The organism is Actinomycetospora corticicola, from assembly GCF_013409505.1.
In the GTDB taxonomy this organism is placed as follows: domain Bacteria; phylum Actinomycetota; class Actinomycetes; order Mycobacteriales; family Pseudonocardiaceae; genus Actinomycetospora; species Actinomycetospora corticicola.
On record NZ_JACCBN010000001.1, the window covers coordinates 4,239,735 to 4,265,907 of the forward strand.

Annotated in this window: 27 protein-coding genes, 1 tRNA gene and 1 pseudogene; 16 read left to right on the top strand and 13 right to left on the bottom strand. The window is 71.4% G+C overall.

Features of this window, described 5'->3' with window-relative positions; all coding sequences use genetic code 11:
• Window positions 1–25 precede the first annotated feature (25 nt).
• Both BJ983_RS32735 and BJ983_RS20690 read right to left on the bottom strand, forming a co-directional pair.
• Window positions 26–346: pseudogene (locus BJ983_RS32735) on the bottom strand (three component ABC system middle component); the annotation flags it as partial.
• The gene (locus tag BJ983_RS20690; protein ID WP_179795540.1) at window positions 343–1,548 is read right to left on the bottom strand and encodes an ABC-three component system protein; all 1,206 of its coding nucleotides are present in this window, start codon (window positions 1,546–1,548) and stop codon (window positions 343–345) included. The pseudogene BJ983_RS32735 and the gene BJ983_RS20690, both read right to left, overlap by 4 nt.
• Before the next feature lie 167 nt (window positions 1,549–1,715).
• Between BJ983_RS20690 and BJ983_RS20695 the strand changes: the two genes are divergently transcribed.
• Window positions 1,716–2,279 carry an NUDIX hydrolase gene (locus tag BJ983_RS20695; protein ID WP_343054275.1) on the top strand — a complete coding sequence of 188 codons (564 nt, stop codon included), beginning with the start codon at window positions 1,716–1,718 and terminating at the stop codon, window positions 2,277–2,279.
• Here the strand turns inward: BJ983_RS20695 and BJ983_RS20700 are convergent.
• Window positions 2,276–3,394: an NsdA family TPR-like regulatory protein gene (locus tag BJ983_RS20700; RefSeq protein ID WP_179795541.1), complete on the bottom strand. Its 1,119-nt coding sequence runs from the start codon at window positions 3,392–3,394 to the stop codon at window positions 2,276–2,278. The genes BJ983_RS20695 and BJ983_RS20700 overlap by 4 nt on opposite strands.
• A gap of 186 nt (window positions 3,395–3,580) precedes the next feature.
• On the opposite strand from BJ983_RS20700, the gene BJ983_RS20705 reads away from it, so the two are divergent.
• Genes BJ983_RS20705 through BJ983_RS20735 form a run of 7 tightly spaced genes read left to right on the top strand, consistent with a single transcriptional unit; the run spans window position 3,581 to window position 7,581 of the window.
• Window positions 3,581–3,979 carry a hypothetical protein gene (locus tag BJ983_RS20705; protein WP_179795542.1) on the top strand — a complete coding sequence of 133 codons (399 nt, stop codon included), beginning with the start codon at window positions 3,581–3,583 and terminating at the stop codon, window positions 3,977–3,979.
• A complete protein-coding gene (locus BJ983_RS32455) occupies window positions 3,976–4,347 on the top strand; it encodes a WhiB family transcriptional regulator (RefSeq protein WP_179795543.1) in 372 nt (123 codons plus the stop codon). The genes BJ983_RS20705 and BJ983_RS32455 overlap by 4 nt, the downstream gene beginning before the upstream one ends.
• A 2-nt stretch (window positions 4,348–4,349) precedes the next feature.
• Entirely contained in the window at window positions 4,350–5,600 is a 1,251-nt protein-coding gene (locus tag BJ983_RS20715) for an FtsK/SpoIIIE domain-containing protein (protein WP_179795544.1), read from the top strand.
• Window positions 5,597–5,818 carry a hypothetical protein gene (locus BJ983_RS20720; protein WP_179795545.1) on the top strand — a complete coding sequence of 74 codons (222 nt, stop codon included), beginning with the start codon at window positions 5,597–5,599 and terminating at the stop codon, window positions 5,816–5,818. The genes BJ983_RS20715 and BJ983_RS20720 overlap by 4 nt, the downstream gene beginning before the upstream one ends.
• Window positions 5,815–6,162 (top strand): hypothetical protein, encoded by a 348-nt coding sequence (locus tag BJ983_RS20725; RefSeq protein WP_179795546.1) that lies wholly within the window; start codon window positions 5,815–5,817, stop codon window positions 6,160–6,162. Before BJ983_RS20720 ends, BJ983_RS20725 begins: the two co-directional genes overlap by 4 nt.
• A 3-nt stretch (window positions 6,163–6,165) precedes the next feature.
• Window positions 6,166–6,420 (top strand): helix-turn-helix domain-containing protein, encoded by a 255-nt coding sequence (locus BJ983_RS20730; RefSeq protein ID WP_179795547.1) that lies wholly within the window; start codon window positions 6,166–6,168, stop codon window positions 6,418–6,420.
• Window positions 6,421–6,423: 3 nt separating this feature from the next.
• Complete coding sequence (locus BJ983_RS20735; protein WP_179795548.1) at window positions 6,424–7,581, top strand: tyrosine-type recombinase/integrase; 1,158 nt, start codon at window positions 6,424–6,426, stop codon at window positions 7,579–7,581.
• 57 nt (window positions 7,582–7,638) lie between these two features.
• Here BJ983_RS20735 and BJ983_RS20740 read toward each other — a convergent pair.
• Window positions 7,639–7,711, bottom strand: a tRNA-Lys gene (locus tag BJ983_RS20740).
• 226 nt (window positions 7,712–7,937) lie between these two features.
• A complete protein-coding gene (locus BJ983_RS20745; protein ID WP_179795549.1) occupies window positions 7,938–8,306 on the bottom strand; it encodes a hypothetical protein in 369 nt (122 codons plus the stop codon).
• A 390-nt stretch (window positions 8,307–8,696) separates the two neighbouring features.
• On the opposite strand from BJ983_RS20745, the gene BJ983_RS20750 reads away from it, so the two are divergent.
• Both BJ983_RS20750 and BJ983_RS20755 read left to right on the top strand, forming a co-directional pair.
• The gene (locus BJ983_RS20750; RefSeq protein ID WP_179795550.1) at window positions 8,697–9,173 is read left to right on the top strand and encodes a L,D-transpeptidase; all 477 of its coding nucleotides are present in this window, start codon (window positions 8,697–8,699) and stop codon (window positions 9,171–9,173) included.
• An 18-nt stretch (window positions 9,174–9,191) separates the two neighbouring features.
• Window positions 9,192–9,581: a hypothetical protein gene (locus BJ983_RS20755; RefSeq protein ID WP_179795551.1), complete on the top strand. Its 390-nt coding sequence runs from the start codon at window positions 9,192–9,194 to the stop codon at window positions 9,579–9,581.
• A gap of 340 nt (window positions 9,582–9,921) precedes the next feature.
• Here the strand turns inward: BJ983_RS20755 and BJ983_RS20760 are convergent, their stop codons facing one another.
• A complete protein-coding gene (locus tag BJ983_RS20760) occupies window positions 9,922–10,956 on the bottom strand; it encodes a PHP domain-containing protein (RefSeq protein WP_179795552.1) in 1,035 nt (344 codons plus the stop codon).
• 87 nt (window positions 10,957–11,043) lie between these two features.
• On the opposite strand from BJ983_RS20760, the gene BJ983_RS20765 reads away from it, so the two are divergent.
• On the top strand, window positions 11,044–12,633 hold the full coding sequence (locus BJ983_RS20765; protein WP_179795553.1) for a Rieske 2Fe-2S domain-containing protein: 1,590 nt from the start codon (window positions 11,044–11,046) through the stop codon (window positions 12,631–12,633).
• A 136-nt stretch (window positions 12,634–12,769) separates the two neighbouring features.
• Here the strand turns inward: BJ983_RS20765 and BJ983_RS20770 are convergent, their stop codons facing one another.
• The gene (locus BJ983_RS20770; RefSeq protein WP_179795554.1) at window positions 12,770–13,792 is read right to left on the bottom strand and encodes an LLM class flavin-dependent oxidoreductase; all 1,023 of its coding nucleotides are present in this window, start codon (window positions 13,790–13,792) and stop codon (window positions 12,770–12,772) included.
• 14 nt (window positions 13,793–13,806) lie between these two features.
• Here BJ983_RS20770 and dusB point away from each other — a divergent pair, with 14 nt between their 5' ends.
• The 5 genes from dusB to phoU all read left to right on the top strand — a co-directional run bounded on the left by dusB (window position 13,807) and on the right by phoU (window position 19,956).
• Window positions 13,807–14,934 carry a tRNA dihydrouridine synthase DusB gene (gene dusB, locus BJ983_RS20775; protein ID WP_179795555.1) on the top strand — a complete coding sequence of 376 codons (1,128 nt, stop codon included), beginning with the start codon at window positions 13,807–13,809 and terminating at the stop codon, window positions 14,932–14,934.
• 5 nt (window positions 14,935–14,939) lie between these two features.
• A complete protein-coding gene (locus tag BJ983_RS20780; RefSeq protein ID WP_179795556.1) occupies window positions 14,940–15,404 on the top strand; it encodes a hypothetical protein in 465 nt (154 codons plus the stop codon).
• 219 nt (window positions 15,405–15,623) lie between these two features.
• Window positions 15,624–16,622: a GGDEF domain-containing protein gene (locus BJ983_RS20785; RefSeq protein ID WP_343054276.1), complete on the top strand. Its 999-nt coding sequence runs from the start codon at window positions 15,624–15,626 to the stop codon at window positions 16,620–16,622.
• A gap of 863 nt (window positions 16,623–17,485) precedes the next feature.
• A complete protein-coding gene (locus tag BJ983_RS20790; protein WP_179795557.1) occupies window positions 17,486–19,219 on the top strand; it encodes an LCP family glycopolymer transferase in 1,734 nt (577 codons plus the stop codon).
• Between the two features lie 80 nt (window positions 19,220–19,299).
• On the top strand, window positions 19,300–19,956 hold the full coding sequence (gene phoU / locus BJ983_RS20795) for a phosphate signaling complex protein PhoU (protein WP_179795558.1): 657 nt from the start codon (window positions 19,300–19,302) through the stop codon (window positions 19,954–19,956).
• Window positions 19,957–20,098: 142 nt separating this feature from the next.
• Here phoU and pstB read toward each other — a convergent pair whose 3' ends face one another.
• The 6 genes from pstB to BJ983_RS20825 form a co-directional block, all read right to left on the bottom strand.
• Window positions 20,099–20,875 carry a phosphate ABC transporter ATP-binding protein PstB gene (gene pstB / locus BJ983_RS20800; RefSeq protein ID WP_179795559.1) on the bottom strand — a complete coding sequence of 259 codons (777 nt, stop codon included), beginning with the start codon at window positions 20,873–20,875 and terminating at the stop codon, window positions 20,099–20,101.
• 9 nt (window positions 20,876–20,884) lie between these two features.
• Window positions 20,885–21,796 (bottom strand): phosphate ABC transporter permease PstA, encoded by a 912-nt coding sequence (gene pstA / locus BJ983_RS20805; RefSeq protein WP_179795560.1) that lies wholly within the window; start codon window positions 21,794–21,796, stop codon window positions 20,885–20,887.
• A 58-nt stretch (window positions 21,797–21,854) separates the two neighbouring features.
• Window positions 21,855–22,940: a phosphate ABC transporter permease subunit PstC gene (pstC, locus tag BJ983_RS20810; RefSeq protein WP_343054277.1), complete on the bottom strand. Its 1,086-nt coding sequence runs from the start codon at window positions 22,938–22,940 to the stop codon at window positions 21,855–21,857.
• Window positions 22,941–22,963: 23 nt separating this feature from the next.
• Entirely contained in the window at window positions 22,964–24,070 is a 1,107-nt protein-coding gene (pstS, locus tag BJ983_RS20815) for a phosphate ABC transporter substrate-binding protein PstS (RefSeq protein ID WP_179795562.1), read from the bottom strand.
• Window positions 24,071–24,333: 263 nt separating this feature from the next.
• Window positions 24,334–25,236, bottom strand: coding sequence for a mycothiol synthase (mshD, locus tag BJ983_RS20820; RefSeq protein WP_179798076.1), 903 nt, complete (start codon window positions 25,234–25,236; stop codon window positions 24,334–24,336).
• Between the two features lie 39 nt (window positions 25,237–25,275).
• On the bottom strand, window positions 25,276–26,076 hold the full coding sequence (locus BJ983_RS20825; RefSeq protein ID WP_179795563.1) for a winged helix-turn-helix domain-containing protein: 801 nt from the start codon (window positions 26,074–26,076) through the stop codon (window positions 25,276–25,278).
• Window positions 26,077–26,173 lie beyond the last annotated feature (97 nt).

Below are 26,173 nucleotides of genomic sequence, written 5' to 3' on the forward strand. Positions count from 1 at the left end.
GGCCCTCGCGCTCCCGGAGAAAACGTCCCGACGAGAGCGAGATGACGTTGTTTTGCAGGGAAAAGATTAGACCATTGCGGATATAAGGAACCAGAGGAGGAACCTTCTTTGGCACGAGCGCAGCGACGTCCGGATTGTTGAAGACCCAGGTCCCGAGGTTGGTTGTAATCCTTCGCGTCAATAAGCCTCTACACTTCGGGTTCAGGCTGATTCCGACTGCTAAGTGCAGCAAAGGAAGATCGACCCCTAACCCTGACTCTGAAAAGTGTCCGGCACAAACCCGATGGCAGAGTAGCGCCATGAAGGCAGGATTGAATAGATTGCTCTCATCTACAGGTGCAGTCATGTGGCCGCTCCGGCAGCACCGCTTGGTTCGAGTACCTCACGCAGGAGTCTTGCGTAATCAGGGTGCCAACCGATGCGCTGATTGTCGGCCAGCATGTGCAGTGAGCCGCGTATGACGAAAGGTTCGGTGCAGTCCCGACGGATAGGGTCAATGCTTGCTTCTTGGGCCCACGCGTAGACCTCCTGAGCAATCTTCAGCCGCTTCTCGTCAGCAGCATCTTGCCCCATCTCGTCGCACCATCGATGGAATATAAGAGCCCATTCTTCTTGCAGGCGTCGTTCGTACTTCTTGAGTTCACCTGCGACGACAAACCCGTCGCGCAGCCACCTTGAGCGTTGGGCGTATGCCCTTAGGTAATCATGAATTGCCTTCTGCAATCGATAACTACCAATTCGCACCAAGAGGGCTTGTCTTACGTAGATCTTGTTTGAATGAGCATCAATCTCGGGGTCGTCCATCTCAAGGAGGTCTTCGTCGATAGGTAAGTTGGTAGGTTTGAATTGATCTCGTAGATCGGAAAGGAAGGCATCAAATTCAGGTCCCTCAATTGCGGCTATCTCTCCTGACAAGCACTTCACCGCGCGCTCGTACCACCAGCCCTCAACCCTCTCAACGTATGCATCCAACAGCTCTTCCTGCAGATTCACCCTGAACTTCGCCTCCACCTCGTCCCTAGCGGCGGCGATGTCAGGGCTGTTAGGAACGCACACAATATTGTCTACGAGGGCCCTTCGCTTATCCTCGGGAAGATTCTTGAACGCCTCGTAGGCGAGACGATTGTCTTTGTTGGTTGAGCTAGAAGCTACTTCCAGCAGTCGCTCGATGACTCCGCCTGAATCCCGATCCTCTTTGCTCGTCAACGCCTCCGCTATGGAGTCCGTGGCGACGTTGGCTGTGGTAATCAACAGGAAGGACGTGGTGTTCGGGTCAGTTTTCCCCGACGCGATAGACTCACACCAAACGCGTATGGTTTTCCACAGGTCCGAATCCGCATTGGTCAAGGTCGTCCCAGCGGCCCTGTGCTTGAGTTGCCTCAACTCATACGACCGAGGACCGAATACTTCTAGGTCGTCCGCGCCTTCAATTGCAATTGCCCAATTTATGCCGGTGGCTTGTTTGCGCAAGGCAATCAAGAGACCATATCTGAGCTGGTAGAGGTAGCCGAGTGTTGCGGCGGTAGCCGCGAAGATGCTGTCGGGCACGCCCACGTACCTCCTGACTCCGCGGCCGTGTCCAGAACCGCCCACAGCCGCTCATGGCTAAGCTCACAGTCTCAAGGGGCTGAGTCGATCACAAGGTCGCCGGCGTTACGGGTGCTCGGAGACCACGACGGGTCGCGCTGCATGGCACTGGGACTACGGTGCTCCCTGTGACCGACAGGGGACGCCTGGAGGCGTTGAGCACCCGCATACACGGGGAACGCGCTGTGTACACCGACAAATGGGTACGCCTGACGCTTGTCGACATCGAGCCTCCTGGTGGCGGTCGATTCGAGCACCACGTGGTCCGCTTGGCTCGAGTTGTAACAGCCGCAGTGATCAACGAGTCTGACGAAGTCATGTTGATGTGGCGGCACCGCTTCGCGGTCGATGAGTGGGGCTGGGAACTCCCCGGCGGCATCGCGGAAGTCGGTGAAGAGCCGGCGGTCACCGCAGCACGTGAATTTGAGGAAGAGACTGGTTGGCGCCCGATTGGAAGTTTGCGCCATCTCGTCTCCTTCCAGCCGATGCCTGGCATGGTCGACACTCCACACGAGGTCTGGACGGCTGTGGGGGCAGAGAAGGTCGGAGAGCCCTCAGACACCGAGGAGGCTGCCGTCATTGAGTGGGTACCGCTCGCGAACGTCCCTGACATGGTGAAGCGGGGCGAGATCGCTGGCTCAGGACCGCTGGTAGGCCTGCTTACTCTGCTGATGGAGCGTCAGGGCAACTAAGCAGACAGCTGGAGGGCTTCGAGACGTCGTCGCTGGCGGACCGAACCAGCTCGGCGCGCGAGTGTTCGACCAGCCGTCGCGTGTTTCCGGGCCTCAGTGTGCTCATGTTGAGCAAGCATTGATGTCGCCAAGTCGCAGCGAAGGCTTGCGCTCGCCCTGGTGAAGCTCGCGTCCATCCCCTTCAGCGCCACCATGAGGTCCTCCGTGGCGTCGTGGTCTCCAAGTCGCGCGAAGACGTTGCCCCGCCACCGGGCTAGGTGGGAGGCGTCAAGCGAGATGTACGGCAAGGGGTCCGCGTTCGCGCTGTCGCTGGGGACGACCGCTGCCGCCTGGTCGAGAGCCCGACGGGCGCCGAGCTGGTCCCCGGCGGCCGCCGCCATCTCGCCGACCACAGCCGAGAGCCAGGCATCGAGTACCGGCGGCACGTCGCTGGCGGCCTGGTCCTGCGCGACATGCGCCAGCTCCAGTGCGTCCCCAGCTCGTCCGACGTCGAGCAGCACGTATGCCTGCTGCGCCATCGCATGCACCAGCGCGGGCAGGTCGTCCGCCTCGCGCGCTGCCTGCTGCGCGGTGAGGTGCAGCGTCCACGCCTGGTCCAAATCCCCGGTGTCGAGCGCCTGCCATCCGGCCAGCGCCGCCGCGTCGGCCAACACGGCTGCCATAGGTCGACGAGCCTTGGGCAAGACGGCGTGCTTGAGCAGCCGCTCGACCGTCGCCGACAGCGCGCGCAGCTCCTCGAGCGCGGCCGGCGCACCGAGCTGCCGATCAAGAGCCCGGACAGCTTCGAGACGTGCCGCGTATTCACCGCCGGCCGCGGCACCGGCAGTCCGCGAGAGGTCGAGGCCGGCCATGAGGTGCTCGGCCTGCGCCGTCACCACTGTGCGGGCCGGGGCAAACCCAAGCTCTGCCGCCGTCCGGCGGTACGTAGCGCAGAAGAGGTCCTGGTACATCTCGCCCGGCTCGACGAGCCCGCTCTCCCAGCGCGGGAAGTTGCGCTTCAGCGACGCGTCGCCGGGGAGGCGAATGCCACGAGCTTCGGCGTGACGACGCAGCTCGCGAATTGCGCGGGGCTGCGACCAATGGAGGAGTCGGCGGACCTCGGCCAAGTTGTTCATGCTTGAAGCCCCCTCCCGCATCAGATCTTCAGTGTGAGCCCTCCGCCCTGCTCGCACCAGGGGTGACAGGCTCCGTGTCATCCCCGTGTCACCTGCTGACAGCTGCCGCTGCACACGTCTGCGGCCGTCTCCTGAACCCGTCGCAGAGAACGCCTCTGCGAATTCGAGGCCAGGAGAGAACCACCGATGTTCGAGTTCAACGCACCGATCGACACTGGACTCATGCAGGCCGTCGCCACCGGCCACGCCCAGACCATGGAGCGTTGGGAGGACACCCCCGCCGGTCGCCGCTCCTCTGGACAGCCGCTCATCGACGAGGCCACCGGCGCCCCGGTCCGGGTCTACGACGTCATGCTCCCCACCGGGCGCGACGGCCGCCACGAGCTGCACGGCGTCCGCGTCATCAGCCACGAGGCCCCGGAGCTGGCCCCGTACGCCCCGGTCGAGCTCGTCGGCCTGGTCGCCAAGGTCCGCCAGGCCCGCAACGGTGGCAAAGGCGTCGACGTCGCCTTCTCGGCCGAGTCCATCCGCCCAGCCACTGCTCCCGCCCGGGGACGCCGCGCTGTCGAGGGTGAGGCCGCGTGACCGCCTGGCAGGCCCGGGCCGCGTGCCGCGACGCCGACCCAGAGCTGTTCTTCCCCGCCTCCGACGACTTCACCGCCATCGAGACCGCCGCCCAGCTCGTCGCCGCCGCCAAGGTCTGCCACCGCTGCCCCGTGCGCCGCGAGTGCCTGACCTACGCCGTCGACACCGGCCAGCGTCACGGCATCTGGGCCGGCCACACCCCCGGCCAGCTCCGCATCATCCGCCGCGACCGTCGAGCTGGGGTCCCGCACCCCGACATCGACGCCGCGCCGATGTGTCCCGGCTGCTCGCTGCTCTTCCCGATGCCCGCGGTCGACGGTCAGCTCTGCTCCGGCTGCCTCGAGCGCCTGCACGGCAAGGGGGCCTGACCATGTCCGAGCTCGTCCGCCCCCGACGCCACCACCACACCGCACGCCCGTCCGGCTTCATGGCCTGGCTGCGTGCCCGCCGCTCTGAGCTGGAGTACCAGGCGTGGGTCGAGGAGTTCACCTCGCAGTTGCGAGGCGTCTTCCGCGAAGCCTGCCAGTTCACCGGCCTCTGCCACTACATCAGTGCCGCCGCCGGGCTGACCGTGCGGACTCCGCGCGTGGGCAACGTCGTGCTCGGCCCGCCGGTCTCGCTGACCGTCGAGCTGATGCCCGGCCAGGAGCCCGAGGACTTCCGCGCGCCTGGCCAGCGGATCGCGCACACCCTCGGCGGCCACGGCCTCCGCATCGAGCGACTCTCCACCCGCTGGCTGCGCCTGGTCCTGCTCGACGCCGATCCGCTCGGCGACCCGTTTCCTCTTCCCGACGTCGTCGTCGCGAGCGGGCGCGAGTCGCTGCTGCTCGGACGGGGTGAGGACGGCACTTCGCTCGGCCACGGCATCGCCGACGCGGCCCACATCGCGGTCCAGGGTCAGAACGGCTCCGGCAAGTCGGCCTTCTGCTATGCGCTGCTCGCTCAGCTCGCGGCCGCCGACGACGTGCTCATTGCCGGCTCCGACATCACCGGGCTCCTGCTCGGGCGCGCCTGGGGCGACACCCTCCATCGCGAGTGGCAGACCGTGGGGACCCGCGACCTCGAGGCGCACGCGCTCATGCTCGAGGCGCTGGTGGCCGAGATGGACCGCCGCCTCGACACGATCCCGCAGCGCTGCGACAAGGTCACCGCTACATCGGCGACGCCCACGGTGCTCGTCGTGCTCGAGGAGTTCCCCGGGCTGCTGCGGGCGGCGGCCTCCCACCCGAAGCCGAAGAGCGGCAAGAGCCTCGTCGAGCGGATCGTCCTCGCCCAGCTGCGGCTGCTCTCCGAGGGACGCAAGGCCGCCTTCCGCGTGCTCACGCTCGCCCAGCGCTTCGAGGCCACGGCCGTGGGTGGCGGTTACGCCCGCGACCAGTTCGCGCTGCGGCTCTCGTTCCGGGTCCCGGCCGACTCGCTCGTGATGCTGCACGGTGATGAGGCCCGACCTCTCGGCCAGGAGCACGCGGGGGCCGCTCCCGGCATCGCCTACCTCTCCGCGCCCGGCCGCGACTGCGAGCGCATCCGCGTCCCGTACCTCGGCAGCTACGGCGAGTACTGCGACCGGATCGCCCGGCACGGCCTCACCGCTCGCGTGGTCGATGAGGAGGCAGCGGCATGAACCTCGTCGCGATCGTCCTCATCGCCTTCCTCGTGACCCTCCTGCTCGCCAAGAGCCACAAGGCCGGCCCCGCCGTCGTATCCGGCGTCGTCACTGTCTGCCTGCTGTTCGCGGCCTTCCCCGCCCTCGGGCCCGCCGTCACCTCCGGCGCCGGAGCCTTCGCCGAGCAGATCGGCCAGGCCACCGACCGCGCCGCCAACACCGGGGATGCGCGGTGACCCGCCTCGCGGCTGCCGTCGCAGCCACCGCCGACCAGCTCCGCGCCGCGAACCACGCCACCGTGCGGGGCGCCATCACGCCCACCGAGACCTACGACGTCGTCGGCAACCTCGACGACCTCGCCCACCGGCTGCCGCAGCTCCTCGACTTCCTCGTGCGCTCGCTCCGCCGAGCCGACGGCACCGAACACTTCGACGACCGCGGCACCGACTCCGGCCAGGCGCTACGCCTCGCCCGCGGTCACCTCGACGATGCCCGGCACCGCGCCGCCGAGCTCGCCGCCCACCTCACGCACGCCCATAACGAGCTCGGCCACCTCGGCCAGCTGCGCCCGGAGGACTGAGCTATGGCCGCCTACGAGATCGTCCGCCCTGTCGGCCAGGTCCAGGTCCCCGCGCCGCGCACTCCGACCCGCCCCGAGCGCTGTTGGGGCGTGGAGGACGTCGCCGCGTTCCTCGACGTGCCCGTACGCACCGTCTACGAGTGGCGCCGTACCGGCTACGGGCCGCGCGGACGCCGCGTCGGTCGCTGGCTGCGCTATGACCCCGCCGAGGTCCGCGCCTGGTTCGCCGACCTCGATGACCGGCCGGCGGCGAGCTGACCCATGCCACGTCCGCCGATGCCCGTCGGCACGTACGGCCGCATCCGGGTCCAGGGAACCAAGGGCAAGTACCGGGCGCTCGCACTCTTCCGGGACCTCGACGGCAAGACCCGGCAGGTCGAGCGTGGCGGATCGACGAAGGCGCAGGCGACCGAGGCCCTGAAGCTCGCGCTCCGCGACCGTGGCCGGCTCGGCACCGGCATCTCCGGGGAGACCCGCCTCGAGGAGGTCGCCGCGCTGTGGTTCGCCTCGGTCGAGCGGGCCGTCGAGGCCGGGGAGCGCTCACCCGGGACGGCCGAGCTCTACCGGCGGCAGATGGAGACCGTCGTCGTCCCCGGGGTCGGGTCACTCCGCGTCCGGGAGGCCACCGTCCCGGTGCTCGACTCCTTCGTCCAGACCGTCCGTGCCCGCCGGGGGCCGGCAGTCGCGAAGCTCGCCCGCTCCGTGCTCTCCGGCGTCCTGGGCCTGGCCGTGCGCCACGGCGCCGTCCGCTCCAATCCGGTCCGCGACCTCAGCCCCGTCCACGCGGGCCGTCGCAAGCCGACCCGGGCGCTCACCCTCGCCGAGTGCCGGGCCTGGCTCGCCCAGCTCGACGCCGACGAGGCCGCGCGGGAGAAGGACCTGCCCGACCTGTGCCGGTTCATGCTCGCCACCGGTGTCCGCATCGGGGAGGCGCTGGCCGTCGCCTGGCCGGACGTCGACCTCGAGGCGGGCACCGTCGACGTGTCCCGGACCCTCATCCGCCTGACCGGCGTGGGCCTCGTCCGGAAGTCCACGAAGACGGAGGCCGGCGAGCGTCGGCTGATCCTGCCCCGCTTCGCCCTCGAGATGCTCGGCGAGCGCAATCCCGACGGCGAGGCCATGGGTCCGCTCTTCCCCGACACCCTCGGCGGTTGGCGCGACCCGTCCAACACCCGGCGCGCGCTCCGGGACGCCCGTGGCTCCGAGGGCTTCGCCTGGGTGACCAGCCACGTGTTCCGCAAGACCTGCGCCACCGTGCTCGACGCCGCCGGCCATTCGCCCCGCGCGGTCGCCGACCAGCTCGGGCACGCGCAGGTCTCCATGACCCAGAACTTCTACTTCGGCCGCCGCATCGCGAACCCCGACGCGGCGTCCGCTCTCGACGCCTGGCACGACAGGGAGGACGAATCTCATGGGTAAGTCATGGATGTCGACCGAGGCCGGAGAGCCCGCACCGTCGCTGACCTGGGCAGAGGGTGGGCCCCGTGGGACTCGAACCCACAACCAGCGGATTAAAAGTCCGATGCTCTGCCCATTGAGCTAGAGGCCCGCTGGTCGCGAGCCTAGTCGGGACGGCGAGGGTCCGACACGGGTCGGGTCGAGCGGGTGCTCAGTGCTGTCGGCGGGACCACCACGCAGCACCGGGCACCCGATGTTCAGTCACCGACCATCCCGCGCGGACCGAGTCCGCTTGACACGGTGCCGCCGCAGCCCAACGCCGTGGAGCCTGCTCGTCGGTGGCCGATCCGTGTCACTGGATGCGTCAACGGGGCCACTCACGCACTCGCGGGAGCACGCCCCGCCCGGGAGCGACCCAACGCCGGGGCGACCAGCACGATCCCGATCACCGTCACCACGAACGCCACCGCCAGCACGAGCGCCAACCCACCCCCGACCCCGCTCAGCCACGCCGGCACCGCGAGCAGGGCCGAGACGGCGCGGATCACGACCGCCGCCCACAGCGCGGCACGGGACCGACGCGCCCACCACACGGCGAGCAGCACCAGGGTCAGCACACCGAGGACCAGCGACACCGCGTCCACGAACGGCGGCGCGTCCGGCGGGGCCGGCAGAAGCCACGGGCTCACCGCGTCGACCAACCCCAGCACCGCCAACACGACCACACCGATCTCGACACGCCTCATCACGACCTCCTCGCCGGAGACCTCAGCGTCGGACACAGCCCAGGGCGCTGTCTGCCGTAGTCCACTACGGCACCGCTCGCCCTTTCGGCGCACTCGCGCTCCCGCTCGGCGCCGGCACCGACCCGACGTCGGGAAGGCGGATCCGGACACCGCACGCAGGTCGCCCGGACCGCCTCCACGGGAGCACCACCGAGCGCCCACCCATCGGCGGAGAGCGGGCTCACGACGGCACGAATCAGCAGCATCGTCGCAGGTCAGACGGGCTGGAGCCGCTCGGATGCACCAGGGCCCGCCGCCACCCTCCGTGACCTGACCGAACGCGATCGGTGACATGACCGAGACGTATCGTCGCCGCGCAACGCCAGACCGACCGTCGGGGAAGGACACGAGTTGGGTCGTCATCAGGAGCACTTCGAGCGCCGTCGTCTCGTCCGAGGGGCGCTCGCAGCCGCTGCCATCGGCATCGGGGTGCTGTCGGCCGCCGTCCCCGCCATGGCCGCACCCGCAGCCGGCGCACCGCCCTGCGCGGTCACGGCCAAGGCCTGCGTCAGCATCTCGCAGCAGAAGGCCTGGATCGGTGACGGCAAGGGCACGCTGCTGCGCGGGCCGGTCCCGGTGACGACGGGGGGGCCGGGCAACGAGACCCCGACCGGCGTCTTCCACGTGATGTGGAAGGACCAGTACCACCACTCGCGCGAGTACAACCAGGCGCCGATGCCGTACTCGGTGTTCTTCGCGCCCGGTGACGCCTTCCACGGCGGCAGCCTGCAGCGTGCCTCGGCCGGGTGCGTGCACCTCGGCGACGACGACTCGAAGGCGTTCTTCGACTTCCTGCAGGTCAACGACGAGGTCCAGATTCTCCCGTAACTGATGAGGAGGCCACGCATGTCGATGGCCCTGGTGATGTCCGAGATGCCCGACCTGGTGCGCCGGGTCAAGGCCGAGCACGTCCCCGACGCCGCCGGCCGCTGCGGCGGCTGCCGCGACACGGCGGGTCGGACGGCCTCGTGGCCGTGCCAGACCTACCGGATCGCGCAGGAGGCGGAGTGGGTCGGGCGGGGCAACCTGCCCGGCACGGGCCCGCACGCCCCCGTCGTGCCGCCGACCGCCCGCCCCGAGCGGACCCGGTGGCGGGCCGAGGCGCCGTACTCCCACGACGCCCCGATGACCGGCGACACCCCGGCGATCGCGGGTACCGGCGGGCGCCGTCGTCGCCGCGAGGGCGACGCCATCCCCTTCCCGACGACGGGTGGGCACGCGCGGCACGCCATGTGAGGACTCGTGAGCAGTAAGGGTCGTGACAGCGACCGTTAGTGCTCACGGGCGGCGGAGCCGCACATGGGAAAACCCCCGGAGCATGCTTCCCTCGAACGGCGTTCGAGGGGCTCGGATGGACAACTCCGAGCGCTCCGGGGGTCCGGTGTCCGTCGGGAATTCACCAGCTGACGTGTCCGCCCCGGAGGGGTGGAGCCGGTCAATCCACGACCTGACGTCGGCTAGCTGACGGACACCTCACGAGTCCTGTCGTTCATCAACGTCGGACCACCTCCTCTCCCATGTACTCACCACGCTAAGCCTGGATCCGCTGATCCGCAAACGACTTCGAATCCCCTGCTCAGAGGCGTGTTCGCCACGCGAGAAGGTCGTCGACGTCGCGCGTGTTCACGATCTTCGAGACGGGCACCTCGCACTCCTGTGCCCGCTCGCAGCCGAAGGGTTGCCAGTCCAGCTGACCCGGCGCGTGGGCGTCCGTGTCGATCACGAACTCGCACCCCGCCTCGAGGGCCTGGCGGAGCAGATCGCGCGGCGGGTCGAGGCGTTCGGGCCGTGAGTTGATCTCCACGGCGACCCCGTTCTCCAGGCACGCCTCGAACACCGCCTCGGCGTCGAACGTCGACGGCGGCCGGGTGCCGCGGCCGCCGGTCACCAGCCGGCCGGTGCAGTGCCCGAGCACGTCGACGTACGGGTTCGACACCCCGCACACCATCCGCGCGGTCATCTCCTCGCTCGGCGAGCGCAGTTTCGAGTGCACGCTGGCGACGACGAGGTCGAGTTCGGCGAGCAGGTCGTCCGGCGCGTCGATCGACCCGTCCTCGAGGATGTCGACCTCGATGCCGCGCAGCAGCCGGAACGGCGCCAGCTCCGCGTTGACCTCCTCGATCACCGCGAACTGTTCCCGACGACGGGCGGGGCTGAGCCCGTTCGCGACGGTCAGGTTCTGCGAGTGGTCGGTGAGCACCATCCAGGCGTGCCCGAGGTCGCGGGCCGTGCGGGCCATCTCGAGGATGTCCGACCCGCCGTCGGACCACGTGGAGTGCGTGTGGCAGTCCCCGCGCAGCGCCGCCCGCAGCTCGATCCCACCGGCCACGGGTTCGGCGTGCTTCGCGGCCAGTTCCTCCACGGCCGCCGACGTCCCCGTCGCGACGACCTCCGCGACCACCGCCGCCGTCTTCTTCCCCACACCCTTGAGGTCGGTCAGCGTGCCGGCGGCGGCGCGCGACTCGACCTCGTCGCGGCCCAGTTCGGCCAGACGGTCGGCGGCCGTCCGGTACGCCTTCACCCGATAGGTGTCGGCCCGCTCACGCTCGTAGTAGAAGGCGACGGCGCGCAGCGCGGCGATCGGGTCGCCGTCGACGGGGAGTCGGCTCACGCGTCAGGGATACCCCACCCGGGAAGCCCCCGTGACGCGGCGACGCGGACAATCGGGCACAGCAGTCGAGCACGAGGAGGTCCGCTGGTGCGGGTCACGGGAACCGGACACGCCGGGATGCGTTTCGAGACCACGGGCGGCAGCGTGCTGTGCGACCCGTGGACCAACCCGACGTTCTTCGCGTCGTGGGTCCCGTTCCCCGACAACACCGGGCTCGACTGGGCCGCGCTCGGGCAGTGCGACTACCTCTACGTCTCCCACCTGCACCGCGACCACTTCGACGCCGAGAACCTGCGCCGGAACGTGTCGAAGGACGCCCGGGTGCTGCTGCCGGACTTCCCGACCGACGAGCTCGAGAACGAGCTGCGCGATCTCGGTTTCCGCCATTTCGTGCGGACCCGCTCGGGTGAGCCGATCGACCTCGACGGCGGCCTGCGCGTCATGGTCACCTCGCTCAAGGGCCCGGGCGACGGCCCGATCGGCGACTCCGCGCTCTCGCTCGACGACGGCACCGCCCGCATCGTCAACCAGAACGACGCGCACCCGCTCGACATCCCCGAGCTGCTCGAGTTCGGCGCCTACGACGCGCACTTCACGCAGTTCTCCGGCGCCATCTGGTGGCCGATGGTCTACGACCTGCCCACCGCCGCGAAGCGCGAGTTCGCCCGCCGCAAGCGGATCGGGCAGGAGGACCGCGCGATGCGCTACATCCGCGAGGTCGGCGCCCCGAACATCTTCCCGACGGCGGGTCCGCCCTGCTTCCTCGACGACGAGCTCTTCCGCTGGAACGGCCTGGGCTACGAGGGCGTCGAGAACGAGTCCATCTTCACCGACCAGTGGGAGTTCCTCGGCCGGATGCGGGAGCTCGGCCACGACGGCGGCCACCTGCTGCTGCCGGGGACGACGGCGGAGATCGACGGACCCGCCGTCCGGAACCTGACGCACCCGATGTCCGACGCCGAGGTCGAGCGCATCTTCGTCGACAAGGAGAGCTACCTCCGGGAGTTCGCCGAGCGCGCCCGCCCGGTGATCGAGGCGCAGAAGGCGGCCTGGTCGGCGCCGCAGCCCGACATCCTGCGCCAGCTCAAGGAGTGGATCGAGCCGCTGATGAAGCGGGCCGACCACATGTGCGACGGCATCGGCGGCGTGGTCCGGATGGACCTCACCGGCATGCCCGCGGGCGCGCCGGGCGTCGACGACGACGGCGTGCTCCCGCTCGCCTTCGACTTCGCCGGCCGGGAGATCCGCACCTGGGACGGCGAGCAGGCCCGCTACCGCTGGACCATCCCGGCCACGCTGGTGCAGACCAACATCGACACCGGCGAGGTCGACTGGTCGAACTCGCTGTTCCTGTCGGTGCGCTTCGCCGCCACCCGCGTGGGCCAGTACAACGAGTACCTCTACACGTTCTTCAAGTGTCTGTCCGAGGAGCGGATGGACTACGTGGAGAACTGGTACGACGCCGCGAACGACGACGGCCGCGACATCGAGCTCGACGGCTGGAAGGTCCAGGCGCGCTGCCCGCACCTGTCGGCCGACCTGTCGAAGTTCGGCGCCGTCGACGGCGACGTGCTCACCTGCACGCTCCACAACTGGAAGTTCAACCTCGCCACCGGGCGCTGCCTCACGAGCGCCGGCCACGAGATCCGGGCCGAGAAGCTCGGCGCCTCCGACTGACCCGCACCCCCTCCCCGCGCGAGGGGAACCCTGGTGCCACAAGAGCGCTCGGGAGTTCCCCTCGCGAACGGCGGCGTCGACGCTGCTCCGCGCGCGAGGGGAGGAATCGAGCGCTCTATGCGCTCGAGGGTTCCCCTCACGCGCCATCGGCGGCAGCCCGCGCGGCCGTCAGGATGCGGCGCTCCTGCTCGCGGGCGACCTCGGGCGGCACGTCCCGGGAGGCACCGATCAGCACCAGGTGGTCCAGGCCGAGCGCGACGAGCCCGCGCAGCCGGTCGGTGACCTCGGCCGCCGACCCGACGACGGCGAAGTGGTCGATGTAGGAATCGGTCAGCGCGTCGGCCTGCGCCGAGGCGGCGACGCCGTGGGTGGCCTCCTCCCACCGTCGGGTCACCTCACCGACGACCGCCCGATCGGCGGTGCCGAGGTCGCCCGCGTGCCGCTGGAAGTGGGCGAAGATCGCGACGTTGCCACGCACGAGGTTGCGGGCCCGGCAGGCGTCGTCCTCCACCGCCACGACGAGGTACGCCCCGACCGACCGTGCGCCCGCCTCCCGCGCCGTCGCCACGCGGGCCGCGACCAGTTCCGGGCGCGCCCCGACCACCACGGTGACCCGGTCCCCCAGCTCCGCGGCGACCCGCGTGATCCGCGGGCCGCTCGCGAACACCTGGATCGGCACCGCCCCGTCGTCGGGACGAGGGAGCCAGCCGAGGCGCGCCGGGTAGCCGCGCTCGTCGACCGTCCCGCCGTGCAGGTAGGTGCGCAGCCGGGCGAGGTCGCGGGCGAACTCGGCGGGCGGCTGCGGCGCGAGCCCGACCTGCAGCAACGCCGAGTCGCCCCGGCCCACCCCCAGCACCGTCCGCCCGTCGCCGACCCGCTGCAGCGTCGCGGCGGCCGACGCGAGCACGGCCGGGTGCCGCGTGACGAGGTTCGTGACCGCGGGTCCGAGCTCGAGCGTCGTCGTCGCCCCCGCCGCGACCGTCAGCGCGACGAACACCTCGGGGGTCAGGTTCTGGCTGTCGGCGAGCAGGAGGCCGTCCCAGCCCGCCGCCTCGACCTCGCGGGCGCGGGCGGCCATCGCGACCGGATCGGCGTCGGTGAACCCGTGCAGCAGCAGGCGTGGCCCCATGGCGATGAGAGGGGCGGTCCGGGCGCGCATGACGGCGGCGCACAATGGAGGACGTGAAGGCTCTCCGCATCGGCCCGCACGAGCTGGCCGCCCCGGTCGTGCTCGCGCCGATGGCGGGCGTCACGAACCCGCCGTTCCGCCGCCTGTGCCGCGAGCAGGGCGCCGGCCTCTACGTCTGCGAGATGATCACCGCGCGGGCGCTCGTGGAGCGTCACCCGGGCACCGCCGAGATGATCGCCTTCGACGAGGACGAGTCGCCGCGCTCGATGCAGCTCTACGGCGTCGACCCGGTGACCATCGGGCGGGCCGTCGAGCGGATCGTCGCCGAGGACCTCGCCGACCACGTCGACCTCAACTTCGGCTGCCCGGTGCCCAAGGTGACCCGGCGCGGCGGTGGCGCGGCCCTGCCCTACAAGCGGCGGCTGTTCGAGTCGATCGTGCGCACCGCCGTGCAGGCGGCGGGTCCGCTCCCGCTCACGGTGAAGATGCGGATCGGGATCGACGACGACCACGTCACCTTCCTCGACGCCGGGCGCATCGCGGCCGCCGAGGGCGCGGCGGCGGTCGCGCTGCACGCCCGCACCGCGGCCCAGCGCTACTCCGGACAGGCCGACTGGAGCCGGATCGCCGAGCTGCGCGACGCCGTCCCCGCCGAGGTGCCGGTGCTGGGCAACGGCGACATCTTCGCCGCGGACGACGCGCTGGCGATGGTCGAGAAGACCGGGTGCGACGGCGTCGTGGTCGGCCGCGGCTGCCTCGGGCGCCCCTGGCTGTTCGGCGAGCTCGAGGCGGCGTTCGCGGGCCGCGAGCGGCCGACCCCGCCGACGCTGGGCGAGGTCGCGGGGATCATGCGCCGCCACGTCGAGCTGCTCATCGCCCACCACGGCGAGCGCAAGGGCGTGCGCGACTCCCGCAAGCACATGTCCTGGTACCTGCACGGCTTCGCGGTGGGCTCCGAGGTCCGTCGCGAGCTCGGCATGATCGACGGCCTGGAGCGCCTCGACGAGCTGCTCGCGCGCCTCGAGCACGACCAGCCGTTCCCGCCCGACGCCGACGGCCCCCGCGGCCGGCAGGGCTCGCCGGGCCACGTGACCCTCCCGGAGGGTTGGCTCGACGACCCCGAGGACGCCACGGTGCCCGCCGGCGCGGACGTCATGCACTCCGGCGGCTGAGCCGCGTGCGCGTCGCCGCCGTCGTCGTCGCGGTGTTCCTGACGGCGGGTCTCGCCGGCTGCGGCGCCACGGTCCCGGGCACGCCGCGCGTCGGAGCGGTGCCACCGGGCGACCGGGCCCTCATCGACGCCTACGTCGCCGACTCCAACCGCGCGGCTGCGGCGGGCGCCCGGGCGCAGGCGGACTTCCTGCGCGCCAGCCAGGCCGAGGGGGTGCCGTTCCCCCCGGACCGCTGCTTCGCCGAGCTGACGCTCGACACCCGCCTGGTGGCCCGGACCCTGCGGCCGGACCCCGACTGGAAGCCGCCCGCGAGCCTGCCCGAGATCGGCCGCCCGGCCGGTGCCGTCTACGTCGCGGCGGCCGCGGTGACCGTCCGACGGGGCTCCGCGGAGGTCCGCGAGGACGTCGGATCGAAGCACTTCGTGATCCGGGACACGCGGGTGTCCAGCTACGCTCCGTGTGCTGACTGAGAGCTGACGGCACGAGCGGTCACGGTGCTCTGACTTGAGCACCCGGTCGGGCAGGAATCTGGGGCCGGACGAGCAGCAGCCCGAATTCGCCACGCACCGTCACGTCGACCGGACGGTTGATTCGGTTGGCGGGCGGGGTGCGGGCGTTGCACAGGAACGCATCAGCGGCACACTGGAGTCAGCACGGGCGCGAGGGACACGAGGGGGTGGCGGGTGGTCGTGAGGGGCTCCACGGTCGGCAGTTCGCCGGACCGGGTGTCGACGGGTGGGTCCGCCGCGCTGGCGGGCGCCCCCTCCTCGGAGACCCCGCAGACGGGCTTCCACCAGCCTCCTGCCAGCACCTTCGACACCGCGCCCATCGTCGGGATCGACGAGGCGCTCCGGTTGGACGCGGCCACGGACGACGCGGGGACCGCCCGGGCGGCCCAGGCGCGCGCCCACGAGGCCGCCGCGGAGGTGCTCGCCGACCGCGGTGACTGGCGGCGCGCCTACCAGCACCTGCGCGCCGCGATGGCGCTGGTGCACCTCGGCGACACACCGCCGGTGCACGTGCCCGAGCAGTTACGGCGCGAAGTCGACCGTCTCCGACGCGAACGGGCCGAGGCGCGGGAGCAGAGCCGGCGCGACAGCCTGACCGCCACGTGGAACCGCCGCTACCTCGACGAGCGACTGTCCACCCTGCGTGACGGCGGGTCCGGGGCGGTCTGCGTCGCCCTCGTCGACGTCGACCACTTCAAGCAGGTCAACGACACCTACGGCCACGCGGTCGGCGACGCGGTGCTGCGTACCCTCGTCGGCCTCATGCGGGCGGAGATCGACGCGCGGGCCCCCGAGGGCTTCTGCGCGCGGTACGGCGGCGAGGAGTTCGCCCTCGTCCTGCCCGGCCCCGCGGACGCGGACGCCGTCGCGGTGTGCGAGGCGGTCCGCGCGCGGATCGAGACGCACGACTGGGCCGCGATCGCCCCGGAGCTCCGCGTGACGGCGAGCGTCGGGCTGGCCTGCCTCGACCCCGACGACCAGAGCGGGACCTGCGACGGCCTCCTCGACCACGTCGACGAGCTGCTCTACGTCGCGAAGCGCACCGGCCGCAACGCCGTGGCCCACCGCGACGAGACGGGCCAGGTGCGCCTGGCCGGCCCGGCCTCCGGTCGCCGCGGCGTCGACGCCGTCGCCCGGGCGGTCACCTCCTCCGCCCGATCGGGTCGCCCCGTCCGCTGAGCGCGGGCACGGACAGGGCCGATCGGCCGCGCGCGTCACGATCGGGTGACGACGCTTGCCTCGCGTGGTGCTCGAGAGTAAGCCCGCGCGCGCGATGCCGTGATGGGCTCAGTACGATTCGTGCACCCCGGACGGCCTGTCGGTCTCCGGCCCGTCCCTGACCACCCGGGGGTCCCGTGACCGACGACCGTGAGCGCGGCGCCGGTTCCGGCGTCCCCGCGGTCCCGGCCCCGCCCGACGGTGTCCGCACGGGCCCGCCGTCGGTGCCGACCCGGGTCGTCGTCGGGGACACCCCGGCCGAGCGCCGCGGCGGCGCGGTCCCGACGATGGTGCCGCTCGCCCGCAAGCGCCCCGGGCGGCGCAGCCTGCGCCCCGCCGGCGCGGCCGCCGAGACCGAGCCGATGCGCGACCTCGTCGCCGCGGCCGCCGTGGCCGACGAGGCGGCTGCACCGGCCAAGACGTCCGCACCGTCCACACCGGCCGAGCCCCCGACCGTGCGCACCGCGCGCCCGGCGCCGACGCCGCTGCCCGTGCCCACGCGAGATGCACACCCGGCAGCCCCACCGGCGGCTGAGCGCGCGTCCGCCCCGGTCGCTCCCGTGCCGACACGAGACGCACACCAGGCAGGCCCAGCGGCCCCGGAACCTGCCCCACGTAGCCCTCGCGATGCGGCGTCCGCCCCGGTCGCGCCCGCGCCGCCGCGAGATGCACACCAGGCAGGCCCACAGGCTGCCGAACCTGCCTCACGTCACCCTCGCGACGCCGCGCCCGCTCCGACGCGGGACGCACACCCGGCAGCGCCGGCAGCCTCGGCACCTGCCCCACGTACGTCTCGCGAGCCCAAGCCCCGGCGCGCGGTCGTGGTGCCGGCCGCGGAGGACGGCGCCCCCGAGTTCGCGGCGACGTCGGCGGTGCTGGCCGGAGTGGGCGCACGGGTGCGCCGTCGGGTGGGCCCCTGGACGTGGGCGCGGTCGTTGCGGCTGGTGGCCGTCGCGATGTCCACGGTCATCGTCCTGGTCTGCGGCGTCGCGTGGGGCGCGACGTCGTGGTTCGAGGCGGCCGTGAAGAAGATCGGCGCCCTCGACCCGACGTCGGCGGCCATCATCGACCCGGCGGCGCAGGTCGGGGACCAGAACTTCCTCGTGGTGGGCTCCGACACCCGCGTCGGCGCGCCGCCGAGCGAGGACGTCGGCGACGCCACCGACGTCCCGGGCGCCCGGTCGGACACCGTGATGATCGTCCACGTCCCGGCGAACCGGGCCCGGATGACCGTGGTGTCCTTCCCCCGCGACCTCGAGATCGACCGGCCGGACTGCGAGCGCTGGGACTCCGTCTCCGGGGCGTACACCGGTCAGACGATCCCGCGCACCACGAAGGTCAAGCTGAACTCGGCCTACCAGGTCGGCGGCCCGCGCTGCGTGACGAAGGTGGTGCAGGAGCTCTCCGGGCTCGCCGTCAACCACTTCCTCGGCGTCGACTTCTCGGGCTTCAAGGACATGGTCGACGCCGTGGAGGGCGTGCCGGTCTGCATCGAGAAGCCGATGCGGGACACCGTGCTCGGCACCGTCATCCCGCGGGCCGGCACCTCGCTGCTCACCGGCGACCAGGCCCTCAACTTCGTGCGGGCCCGCCACGTCATCGGCGACCCCACCAGCGACTACGGCCGCATCAACCGCCAGCAGATCTTCCTGTCGGCGCTGCTGCGCCAGGCGCTGTCGGCCGGGACGCTGCTCGACGTCGGGAAGCTGCGCGCGCTGGTCGACGCGGTCGGGCGCTCCACGTACGGCGAGAACATCGAGGCCGCCCAGCTGCTGTCGCTCGGCCAGTCGCTCTCCGGGCTCGACGCCCGGGCCGTCACGTTCACGACGGTGCCCACCACCGGCGTCGCGAACTCCCGCGGCAACGAGGTCCTGCGCGTCGCCGAGGACCGCGCGCTCTTCGACGCGATCATCGACGACACCCCGCTGCCCGGGCAGCCGGGCGCCCCCGCCGGTCGGCCTCCGGCCCCGCCCGTGCCCGCCGAGCGGGTCGCGCTCCGCCTGGTCGACGCGCGCTCCGACACCGGTACCTACGACGACGGGTCCTCCACCACCGAGGTCACCGCCTCCGGCGACACCTCGGGCTCCAGCAGCAACAGGTCCGGGAACGGCTCGGGAGACGAGAGCGGCTCCGGTGACGGCAGCGGTTCGGGCGACGGGAACGGCGACGGCGGGACCCGGCGCGACGACGAGGGTTCCGGCTTCCGACGCGACGGCGCCGCCCGGGTCGCCCAGCAGCAGGGCCCCTCGGCCGGCTCGGTGGCGGGCTCGCTGCGCGGCTACGGCTTCACCGTCGCGAGCGACCTCCGCGGATCGAGCGCCGCGGCCGCGACCGACGGACGCACCACCATCCGCTTCAGCCCGGACCAGGCGGGCGCGGCGGCGACCCTGCAGAAGTCGGTGCCGTCCGCAGTGCTGACCCCGCGCACCGACGGCATCGGCTCGCTGGTCCTCGAGCTGGGGGACGACTTCGACGGCCGGGTCGTCGACCCGACGGCTCCCGCGCCCGCCTCGCCGCTCCCGGCGCTGGTCAACGCCGCGGACGCCACCTGCCGTTGACCAGCGCACATCCGCCGTCGTTCACCGCCGGTTCATGCGGGCGACGGGTGGTCGACCGGGCGTCCGCCTAGTCTGCGGCCATGCGCGCGGCCTACCACGAGAAGCTCTCGTCGCTGAACGACGAGCTCGCCCAGATGTCCCTGTTGGCCGGCGAGGCCATGAAGAAGGCCACGAGCGCCCTGCTCGACGGTGACCTCGACCTGGCCGAGGAGGTCATCTCCTCCGACACCGAGATCGACGCGCTGCGCACCTCCGCCGAGGACCAGGCGTTCGGGCTGCTCGCCCTCCAGGCCCCCGTGGCGGGCGACCTGCGCTCGGTCATCGCGGCCATCCACTCCGCCGGCGACCTCGAGCGCATGGGCGACCTCGCCCTGCACGTCGCGAAGGCCGCCCGCCGGCGCCACCCCGAGCTCGTGCTCCCGCAGGAGGTGGCCCCGTACTTCGCCGAGATGGGCCGCGTCGCGCTCGACCTCGCCCAGGACGCGCGGCGCGTGATCCTCGACCGTGACGTCGAGCTGGCCTTCACCATGGAGTCCGACGACGACGCCATGGACGACCTCCACCGCCACCTGTTCACGGTGATGATGACGAAGGACTGGCCGCACGGCGTGGCCCCGGCCGTCGACGTGACGTTGCTCGGCCGCTTCTACGAGCGCTTCGCCGACCACGCGGTCGCCGTCGCCCGCCGCGTCGTCTTCATGGTCACCGGCAAGATGCCCGACCCGCCGCTGGCCTGATCGGAGCAGCCCCACCCTGAACGAGCGGCACTCTCGCGCACATAGAAGCAGCGAGAGTGCCCTTCGCTCGTTCCGGGCCGGCCCGCGAACGACGACGGGCCCCGCCGCACCAGGTGCGGCAGGGCCCGTCGTCAGGAAAGGCCTAACCGAAGCGGCCGGAGATGTAGTCCTCGGTCTCCCGCTCGGTCGGGTTCGAGAAGATCTTCTCGGTGTCGTCGATCTCCACCAGGTGGCCGGGCTTGCCGGTCGCCTCGAGGTTGAAGAACGCCGTCTGGTCGCTCACCCGCGCGGCCTGCTGCATGTTGTGGGTGACGATGACGATCGTGTAGTCCTTCTTGAGATCGCCGATCAGGTCCTCGATCGCCAGCGTGGAGATCGGGTCCAGGGCCGAGCAGGGCTCGTCCATGAGCAGCACGTCGGGCTGCACCGCGATCGCGCGGGCGATGCAGAGCCGCTGCTGCTGCCCGCCGGAGAGGCCACCGCCGGGCTTGTCGAGCCGCCCGGAGACCTCCTTCCAGAGGTTGGCGCCGCGCAGCGAGGCCTCGCAGACCTCGTCGAGCTTCTTCTTGTCCCGCACGCCCTGCAGCTTCAGGCCGGCGACGACGTTGTCGCGGATGGACATCGTCGGGAACGGGTTCGGGCGCTGGAAGACCATGCCGATCGTGCGGCGCACGGCCACGGCGTCCGAGCCGCGGGCGTAGATGTCCTCGCCGTCGAGCTGGATGGACCCCTCGACGCGGGCGCCCGGGATCTCCTCGTGCATGCGGTTCAGCGTCCGCAGCACCGTCGACTTGCCGCAGCCCGACGGGCCGATGAACGAGGTGACGCTGCGCGGCGGGACGGACAGGTTGACGTTCTGCACGGCGTGGAACTCGCCGTAGTAGATGTCGACGTCCTTCAGGTCGAGACGCTTGGCCACGATGTTCCTTTACTTCGAGATCGCCGAGTAGCGGGAGATGAGGCTCGCCGCGAGCTGGAAGAGCATGACGATGAGGATCAGCGTGAGCGCTCCGCCCCAGATGCGGAGTTGGCCGGCCGCCGACGGGTTCGTCGAGAGCTCGGTGTAGATGAGCAGCGGCAGCGAGGCCTGGTTGCCGTCGAACGGGTTGAAGTTGATCGCCCGGGCGTAGCCGACGAGCACCAGCACCGGTGCGGTCTCCCCCATGACGCGGGCGAAGGCCAGCATGACACCGGTGACGGTGCCGGAGAGCGCCGTGGGGAGCACGATCCGCAGGATCGTCTTCCACTTCGGGATGCCGAGGGCGTAGGAGGCCTCCCGCAGCTCGTCGGGGACGAGGCGCAGCATCTCCTCGGTGTTGCGGATGACCACCGGGAGCATGAGCAGCACCAGCGACAGCCCGACGAGGAACCCGCTCTGCTCGAACCCGCCGATCGACACGAACAGCGCGAACACGAACAGCGCCGCGACGATCGAGGGGACGCCCGAGAGGATGTCGACCATGAAGCTCGTGGTCTTCGCGATGCGGCCGCGCCCGTACTCGACGAGGTAGACGGCGGCGAGGATGCCGATCGGGACCGCGATCACGCCCGCGATCAGCGCCTGGACCAGGGTGCCGACGATCGCGTGGTAGACGCCGCCGCGCGCCTCGTCGGGCGTGACGCCCGAGAGCGACCGGGTCCACCAGTCTGCGGAGACGATGGCGGGGAAGCCCTTGATCAGCACGCTGACCAGGAGCCACACCAGCGGGACGACCGCGATGAGGAAGGCCAGGGTGACCAGCACCGTGGCGGCCCGGTCCTTGATCTTGCGCGCGGTGGAGACGTTGCGGAACGTGGCCGGGACGGCCGGCCGCTCCGGGGCGTCGAGGGCTGCACTCATCACCCGTTCACCGTCCTTCCGGCGACCGAGGGGGTGGCCGCGAGACGTGCGCCGCGCATCAGCCGTTCACCTTTCCGCCCGCGACCACACGAGCCATCGCGTTGACCACGAAGGTCAGGACGAACAGCACCAGGCCGGCCGAGATGTAGGCCCCGGTGGGGAGCGGCTGGCTGAACTCGGAGGCCGCCGAGGCGATCAGCGAGGCGAACGTGTACCCGCCGTCGAACAGGCTGCCGGTGGACGGCGACGTGGCCGCGCGGATGACCAGCAGGACCGCGATCGTCTCACCGAGCGCGCGGCCGAGGCCGAGCATCGAGGCGGCGATGAACCCGCTGCGCCCGTAGGGCAGGACCGCCATGCGGATGACCTCCCAGCGCGTGGCGCCCAGGGCCTGGGCCGCCTCGATCTGGAAGCGCGGGGTCTGGGCGAACACCTCGCGGGTGGTCGCGGTGACGATCGGCAGGATCATGATCGCGAGGACGATCCCGCCGGTGAAGATCGTGCCCGTGAGCACCGGCAGGTTGCCCGGCGCGAACAGGAAGAACCAGCCGAGGTAGGTCTGCAGGAACGCCGCGACCGGCTCGATCGCCGGGGCGAGCACGAGGATGCCCCAGAGACCGAAGACGATCGACGGGACCGCCGCGAGCAGGCCGATCACGTAGGAGAACGGTCGCGCGAGGCGGGCCGGCGTGTACTGCGTGAGGAAGAGCGCGATCCCCATGCCGATCGGCATGGCGATCACGAGCGCCATGAACGACGACAGCAGCGTGACCACGAGCAGGTCACGGATACCGAAGCGCAGGTTGGACGCGTCGGTGGTGTTGAAGTCGGGGCTCGTCAGGAAGTTCGCGTTGTTGGCGAGCAGCGACGGGACGGCCTGGACGACCAGGAAGAGGCCGATCAGGGCGACCGCCGCGACGACGACGAGGCCGGATCCGGTGGTGAGCCCGCGGAACACTTGCTCCCCGCTCCCGCCGGAGGTCGTCCGGGCGGGCTTCGGAGCGCTGGGCTGGGTGTCGGTCACGGTGGACATGGTGGCCGATCCGCTCGGACGGTCCCGGGTCTCGGGGTCGTCCGACGGGGCCCGCTGTGTGGTGCGTTCGCTCACGGTGTTCGCATCCGCCTCGTCGCCGTCGGGGGTCACGCGTCAGTCGTCGTTCCGGTCGATCAGGAGATCGAGTTGATCGACGTGGTCAGGCGCTGCTTGAACGCGTCCGGGATCGGCACGTAGCCACCGGCGGTCAGCGTGCCCTGGGCCTGCGGCGAGAGGGCGGTCTGCAGGAACGCCTTCACGGCCGTGCCGGTCTGCGGGTCGGCGTACTTGGTGCAGACGATCTCGTAGGTCGCCAGCGCGATCGGGTAGGCGCCCGCGGTGGTGGTCTTGTAGAGGCTGTTGAGGTCGAGGGTCAGGTCGTTGCCCTGGCCGGTGACCTGCACGGCGTCGATCGCCTTGGCCACGTTGTCGGTGGACAGCGCGACCGGCTGGCCGCCGCCCGAGTTGATGATCTGCGCGGCCGGGAGCTGGGCCTTCTGCGCGAAGGAGGCCTCGACGTAGCCGATCGAGTTCGGGGTGTTCTTGGTGGCGTCTGTGACGCCCTGCGAGCCACGGGCACCCGCGCCCACGCCGCCGTTGAACGTCTGGGTCGCCTGCTTGCCGTAGGCGTTGTTCGACGCGGCGTTCAGGTAGGTCTGGAAGTTCTGCGTGGTGCCCGACTCGTCGGAGCGGAAGTTCACGACGATCGGGGTGGCCGGCAGGGTCTTGCCCGGGTTCAGGGCGGCGATCCGCGGGTCGTTCCAGGTGGTGATCTGGCCGTTGAAGATGCCGGCGACGGTCGGGCCGTCGAGGGCCAGGTCCGTGACGCCCTGCAGGTTGTAGGCGACGGCGATCGGGCCGAAGACGAGCGGAAGGTTCAGCGCGGGCGAGGCGCAGCGCTGGGCGGCCTTCTGGGCCTCGTCGCTCTTCAGCGCGGCGTCGGAGCCGGCGAAGTCGGTCTGCCCTCCGATGAACTCGTTGCGCCCCGCGCCGGAGCCGCTGGCGGTGTAGTTGACCGTCTGGCCGTTGCAGGTCTGCTCGAACGTGTTGACGAAGCCGGTGATCGCGTTGGCCTGGGCGGTCGATCCGCTGGCCCGCAGGTCCTGCTTGCCACCGCAGGTGACTCCCGAGGCCTGCGCGGCCGAGCCACCGCCGGAGTTGTCGTCACTGCCGCACGCGCTGAACAGGAGCGCCCCGGCCGCGATCAGACCGATCGCCGCTGCGCGCCGCTGGAACCTCACAGAGTTCTCCCGTCTCGTTCCTCGCCCGCCGTCACGTCGACGAACCGGGCATTCCGGCCGTCCTCCTGACACGCGACAGCCGAACGCGGAGGTTAGGCAGCCGGGATGGACGCATCCCGGGGAGCGGGTGAACGCGAGGTGAACAGGCACGTGGGGCGTCACCGGAACGGGTTGACGCTGATCACAGCACGTACCGGGGTCAGCGGAGCGTGGTTGGACGCTCACGCATCGCGAACGAATGACCGGCGGATGACCGGGAGGTGTCAGGCCGGGAGCCGGTAGGACACGTCCGTGGCGTCGACCTCGAAGCCGAGGTGGCGGTAGGTCGCGACCGCCGGGACGTTGTCGGCCTCGACGTAGAGGATCACCTCGTCCAGGCCACGTCCCGCCAGGTGGTGCAGGCCGGCGAGCGTCAGCGCCGAGCCCAGCCCGCGCCCCTGCGCGTCCGGGTCGACCCCCACCACGTAGACCTCGCCGATCGGCCCGTCGTCGGCCGAGGCTCCCTCGGGGTGGCGCTTGGTCCAGTGGAACCCGAGCAGCCGGCCCGAGGCGTCCTCGCGAGCGAGGAGGAACCCCGCCGCGTCGAACCACGGCTCCTGCTCCCGCCGCCGCACGTCGTCCGCGGTCATCGCGCCCTGCTCGGGGTGCCACGCGAAGGCGCGGGCGTTGACCGCCACCACGTCGTCCTCGTCGCGGCCGGGCTCGAACGCCACGAGCGACACGCCGTCCACCGGGCGCTGCGCGGGCAACGGCCCGACGCCGGCCGGGCGCCGCATCATCCACAGCTCGCGGTCGCGCACCAGGCCGCGCTCCTCGGCGAACTCCGCCGACCCGGGACGGCCGCCGTGCGCCCACGCCCGCAGACGGCCGGGACGGGCGACGTCGTCGGCGGCGACCGCGTCCGCGAGGGCCCGCGCCACGCCGCGGCGCCGGGCGGCCGGGGCCACCCCGAGCTCGACCACGACGTCGTCGGGATCGGCCGCGTCGACGTGCGCCCAGCCGAGGAGCGCACCCTCGTCGTCCCGGGCGACGAGGTGGCGACCGTGCCCGGTGGGCGTCGCGAGGTCGAGCAGCGTCGGCTCGGAGAAGGCCGCCACGCCGTCGGCGTGCGCGACGTCCGCGGCGAACCGGCCGAGCTCCGCCCGGTCAGCCGCGGTCGGCTCGATCCACTGCGCGGTGATCACGGCGACGACGGTACGCCGAGGTCAGCGGCGGCCGGCCCACACCGCGGGACGCACCACCCGGTCGTCCCGGGCGACCGCCCCGGAAGGCTCCTCGTCGTCGCCGGACTCCTCGAGCGCGAGCCCGCCACGTCCGCCGTCGCCACCGCCGAGGACGCCGCGCACCGGCCGGACGAACTTGTACCCGACGTTGCGCACGGTGCCGATCAGCTGCTCGTGCTCGGCGCCCAGCTTCGCGCGCAGGCGCCGGACGTGGACGTCGACCGTGCGGGTGCCACCGAAGAAGTCGTAGCCCCAGACCTCCTGCAGCAGCTGGGCCCGGGTGAAGACCCGGCCCGCGTGCTGGGCGAGGTACTTGAGGAGCTCGAACTCCTTGTACGTCAGGTCCAGCGGCCGGCCGCGCAGCCGTGCGGTGTAGGTCGCCTCGTCGATGACCAGCTCGCCGAGGACCAGGGCCCCGTCGCCGCCGGACGCGTCGCCGGACCGGCGCGCGCGCAGCAGCCGCAGGCGGGCGTCGATCTCGGCCGGGCCCGCGCCCGGGAGCAGGATCTCGTCGACGCCCCACTCCAGCGAGACGGCCACGAGCCCGCCCTCGGTGAGCACGGCGATCACCGGGACGTCGAGCCCGGTGGAGCCCAGGAGACGGCACAGGCTCCGGGCGGCGGCGAGGTCGTGCCGGGCATCGACGAGGACGGCGTCGTGCGGTCCGGCGTCGAGCAGGGCGGCCACTTCGGGGGCCGCGGTGCGCAGCCCGTGGGGTAGCAGGGTCAACGACGGCAGCACTGACGTCGGTTCGGGGTCGGCGGTGAGCAGCAGGAGCTCCACGCGTGTCTCCCTCCACAGTCGTGAGGGAGACCTTAGCCCTGTTCACCGCGCCGTCACCCCGGCGCGCGTTGCATGTCACGTGGAGCCCGGCGGGCCG

What these genes read in the sequence shown, in the direction of transcription:
- BJ983_RS20700 (WP_179795541.1), bottom strand. Translation starts at nt 3,394, where the DNA reads ATGAACAACTTGGCCGAGGTCCGCCGACTCCTCCATTGGTCGCAGCCC.
- BJ983_RS20705 (WP_179795542.1), top strand. Translation starts at nt 3,581, where the DNA reads ATGTTCGAGTTCAACGCACCGATCGACACTGGACTCATGCAGGCCGTC.
- BJ983_RS20715 (WP_179795544.1), top strand. Translation starts at nt 4,350, where the DNA reads ATGTCCGAGCTCGTCCGCCCCCGACGCCACCACCACACCGCACGCCCG.
- BJ983_RS20720 (WP_179795545.1), top strand. Translation starts at nt 5,597, where the DNA reads ATGAACCTCGTCGCGATCGTCCTCATCGCCTTCCTCGTGACCCTCCTG.
- BJ983_RS20730 (WP_179795547.1), top strand. Translation starts at nt 6,166, where the DNA reads ATGGCCGCCTACGAGATCGTCCGCCCTGTCGGCCAGGTCCAGGTCCCC.
- BJ983_RS20735 (WP_179795548.1), top strand. Translation starts at nt 6,424, where the DNA reads ATGCCACGTCCGCCGATGCCCGTCGGCACGTACGGCCGCATCCGGGTC.
- BJ983_RS20745 (WP_179795549.1), bottom strand. Translation starts at nt 8,306, where the DNA reads ATGAGGCGTGTCGAGATCGGTGTGGTCGTGTTGGCGGTGCTGGGGTTG.
- BJ983_RS20755 (WP_179795551.1), top strand. Translation starts at nt 9,192, where the DNA reads ATGTCGATGGCCCTGGTGATGTCCGAGATGCCCGACCTGGTGCGCCGG.
- BJ983_RS20770 (WP_179795554.1), bottom strand. Translation starts at nt 13,792, where the DNA reads ATGCGCGCCCGGACCGCCCCTCTCATCGCCATGGGGCCACGCCTGCTG.
- dusB (WP_179795555.1), top strand. Translation starts at nt 13,807, where the DNA reads ATGGAGGACGTGAAGGCTCTCCGCATCGGCCCGCACGAGCTGGCCGCC.
- phoU (WP_179795558.1), top strand. Translation starts at nt 19,300, where the DNA reads ATGCGCGCGGCCTACCACGAGAAGCTCTCGTCGCTGAACGACGAGCTC.
- pstA (WP_179795560.1), bottom strand. Translation starts at nt 21,796, where the DNA reads ATGAGTGCAGCCCTCGACGCCCCGGAGCGGCCGGCCGTCCCGGCCACG.